The 4038-nt window shown below is 45.2% G+C and carries 2 protein-coding genes; both read right to left on the bottom strand.

Annotation, left to right across the window (positions count from 1 at the left end):
* Positions 1-124: 124 nt before the first annotated feature.
* Entirely contained in the window at positions 125-541 is a 417-nt protein-coding gene (locus tag F6K37_RS34020; RefSeq protein WP_287255172.1) for a helix-turn-helix domain-containing protein, read from the bottom strand.
* A 1008-nt stretch (positions 542-1549) separates the two neighbouring features.
* Complete coding sequence (locus tag F6K37_RS34015) at positions 1550-3955, bottom strand: CHAT domain-containing protein (RefSeq protein ID WP_287255171.1); 2406 nt, start codon at positions 3953-3955, stop codon at positions 1550-1552.
* Between the last annotated feature and the right edge of the window lie 83 nt (positions 3956-4038).

Genomic DNA, 4038 nt, shown 5'->3' with positions numbered 1-4038 from the left:
TCAGCTATCAGCTATCAGCTATCAGCTATCAGCTTATGCCCGTAGCGCAATCGGTGCTTTTGAATAAAATAAGCTGACCACTGACCACTGACCACTGACCACTGACCGCCCATCCCTGGCCAAATCAGCTCACCTTAAAATCAGAAATCGTCTCAATCCACACCCTAGCCCCACATTTTAATGGATCATCTGGACGATACATCACCCGACAGGGGCCATTCACCTCTACCGTATGACCATAAATATTTTTAGAACCCCGTTTCACCGTGATCACAGGGTTGCGATCGCCCGTCTTGAGATTGTTGCGAATTACCTTCTGATTAACGTGGATCACAGCTTTGGTGTACTCCGTACGCTTTGACCAATTCCGCTTCGGTCCGCGAGTACCAGGGGTGACCACCGGCATACCGTCAAACAGAGGAATCACCCAAGTTCTACCCACCTTATAAGCCCCCTTAACTCTGCCCTTGCCCAGCAGGAAACGGACGCGAGTGGCAGAAACACCTAGTAATTCAGCAGCTTGAGCGGTAGAAATCATCATGGCGGTAAAACCATTGCTTTAACAATACTGTTATATTAACACAAGTTCTCAGAAGATGCAATCGTTTAGAAAAACTATTGCATTGACACTATCTCTAGCTAGAGGGTGATAAGGGTAGTAAGAGAGTAAAGAGTCAAGGGGGTTAAAAAAACTGTTGCATTAACGCTATCTCTAGCTAGAGGGTGGTAAGTGTTTTAAAAGTTGTAAGAATGTTAAGGGTGGAAAGAGGGGTAAGAAAAACTGTTGCACTGACACACTAAATTGGTGAGCATCACTTTTTTGAGAACCGGTATGCGATCGCGTAGCGGTGCTTGCGGCACATCGCTATTTTGAGAACCGGTATGCGATCGCTATTTTGAGAACCGGTATGCGATCGCTATTTTGAGAAGCAGTATGCGATCGCTATTTTGAGAAGCAGTATGCGATCGCTATTTTGAGAAGCAGTATGCGATCGCTATTTTGAGAACCGGTATGCGATCGCTATTTTGAGAAGCAGTATGCGATCGCTATTTTGAGAACCAGTATGCGATCGCTATTTTGAGAACCAGTATGCGATCGCTTTTTGAGAACCGGTATGCGATCGCTTTTTGAGAAGCAGTATGCGATCGCTTTTTGAGAACCGGTATGCGATCGCTTTTTGAGAAGCAGTATGCGATCGCTTTTTGAGAACCGGTATGCGATCGCTATTTTGAGAACCGGTATGTGATCGCTATTTTGAGAACCGGTATGTGATCGCTTTTTTGAGAACCAGTATGGGATTGGCCTACGGCCACGCTACGCGAACGCACCAAATACAACTAATACAATTCTCGTTACTGTTGCCAGCTCCAGTTCCTAATAGCAGTCGAAGTAAAGATTAAGACATCTTTCTGTTCCCTGCTCCTCTTCTCTCCTCCCACACTCCCCACACCTCCCACACTCCCCACCCTCCCCACACCTCCCACACACCCCACACCCCACACCCTACTCCCTACCCCCTACCCCCTACCCCCTACTCCCTACTCCACTTCACAACCAATTTCCCAACAAAATAAAAGCCGACCAGTAAAAGGGGTGACTAAATTCCGGCGTCTGCAACAGCTCCTGTTGAGCTTGACCCAGAGCTTCAGCCTTGGTAACTTTGCCTGTGGCTAACCTCTGATAAAAGTGAGTCATTAACTCTGCAGTGGCTAGATCGTCCACATACCAGAGACTGGCAATGGTACTGCGTGCCCCAGTACGCACTGCTACTCCAGCCAATCCCAAAGCCGCTCGGGAGTCTCCTGCCGCTGTCTGACAAGCACTGAGGACGAGTAATTCAATCGGATTTTTTTGCTTTTGATCCGCTGAGATCAGAGTATTTAACTCATTGAGATTGATTACGTCGTCCCAGGTCAGGAGAAAGGTTTCTTCAGCTACTGAACTGAATTGACCATGAGTGGCTAGATGGAGCACTTCGTACGCAGAGTTATTAACTTCTGTATTGAAGTTGGATTCAGTAAAGGATTCATTGAGTAGAATCAATGAGGGAACTTGAGCCATGATATTCTCTAATTCTTCCTTCACCCCAGGAAGTGCTCCTAAATTGGGACGATGGGGACGAGTTTCCGTGACTCCAGCAGCCAGAACTGAAACGTTTTCTCTGACATTGGCTTGAGAGTCGATTAATTGTAAACTAGGTGCTACCGCAATATTATATTTCTCGATAGCATAGTTTTCCCCGTCATAAAGCACAGACATGGGAATATTCCGCAGGGCTCCGTCTGGAATAAATACTAGGGTGAGGATGTTGCTGTTGGCTAGTTCCGCTTCAATGGGGGTGATTAACCAGTCGTGTATTGTTTGCAAGTTTTCCTTTTCAAGACCTCGCCAAGGGCTAGTAATAGTTCTCCAAGCCAAAGCCAATTGTTGTTCTATTTCTGTTTGAGGTAAGTTAGTGGTGATTTGGCGCAGAGGTTGCCCGGGCAAGGTGACAATTACTTCCAGGCGGTCTGGCAAGATAATGGTATAGAATATCGCGGCTTTTGGGTCTATTTCATCGATATTAACTGGTTTAGCATCTAGACAGGCATCCCTAAAAAAGTTGTCTAGTTCTGCTAGTTGCAGGGATTCAATCACATCTCGTGCTTGTTTGAGGTTTTCTTGAGATGCATTGGGTTCTAGGAGTAGTCCTACTAATTCTCGGTAGACTGGTTCGACACTTTCTCGAAACTCAAACTGAATATCGCTACTAATCGCGACTAGGTCGCTACGAATCGATTGCAGGGTTTGCACCGATTGAGAATAGGCCGCGATCGCACCTTTTTTATCCTGTTTTAGATTGAGGATTCTTCCTAGTTGCCATTGCCATTGATAGGCTAAATCGGGAGCCTGGATTTCTTGAGCAATTAGTAAGGCTTTTTCGGTCAAGTCTTGGGCTTCATCAAGACGTTGATTGTATTTGTATAAGGTTCCCAAGTTACCAATGGCTTCTGCTTCCGCTCGTTTATCTCCTAAATTCCTAGCCAACTTAATAGCATCGGCGAGATAAGTAGCCATAGATTTGGGAGTTTTTAGTTGTGTCTTTTCAGATTTTAATAGGATTTTGGCTAGCTTAATTCTAGCCTTTATTGCTCTTTGACTTGGAGATAATCTCGTTAAGGTATAGTCTATAGCTGGCAATAACGCTCTGGCTCGTGACCACTCTTGTGTAGCTATCAATACACTCAGTTGATTTAATTGTCCCTGAATTTTAATATCTGCTAAGGGAGATTCCTTGACAACCCGTTGATAGAAATCCATTGCGGATTCTGTTTCTCTTTGTAATCTAGCTGTATCCCCCAAACTGAGTAGACTTTCAGCAATCAAAGTCTGATTTGGTAAGTTTTCGGCGATGGCTAAACTTTGTTGTAAAATTTCTTGAGATTCCTTGAATTTACCCACTCTCCTGAGGACATCACCTAGGTATTGAAGGGCTGTACTTTTGAGAGCGCTATCGGGTTGGTCTTGGATACTTTCCTTGATTTGATTTAACGTTTTAGTCGCTTGATTATACAACCCTAATATTCGTAAGGCTTGCACTTGGTAAATCTGACTTTCCGTTAATCTAGTTAAGTCTCCAAGCTCTTGGTAGATAGCACTAGTTTGCTGCCAAGTCGATAAGGCTTTTTGCCCTTGACCTAGTGATAAGTATACTTGTCCTTGGACTGACAAAATTTGGGCTTGTAATTGTTGACTTTCCTTGGTTAAGGGGAGTTGTGAGAGTTGGGTAAAACTCTGGGATATTGTCTGTTCAGCTTGTGCCCAGTCTCCCAAACGTTGATGAACTAAAGCTAGATTGACCAAGGCGTTAATCTCACCAATAAAGTCTCCTCTATCGCTGTAGTTACTAATAATTTGCTCCAACAATGGGATAGCCTTTTGGTATTGACCTGTTTCATAGAGTTGTTGGGACACGCGCTGCTGCGCGCGAACGTCGAGCGCTACGTCGAGCTCGCCTCCGGCGTTGGCGTCGACGCGCGACGCGTTGGCTCGTCGAG

The sequence above is a fragment of the Moorena sp. SIO4E2 genome (assembly GCF_010671945.1).
Classification (GTDB): domain Bacteria; phylum Cyanobacteriota; class Cyanobacteriia; order Cyanobacteriales; family Coleofasciculaceae; genus Moorena; species Moorena producens.
This window is presented reverse-complemented; position numbering and strand designations above follow the sequence as displayed.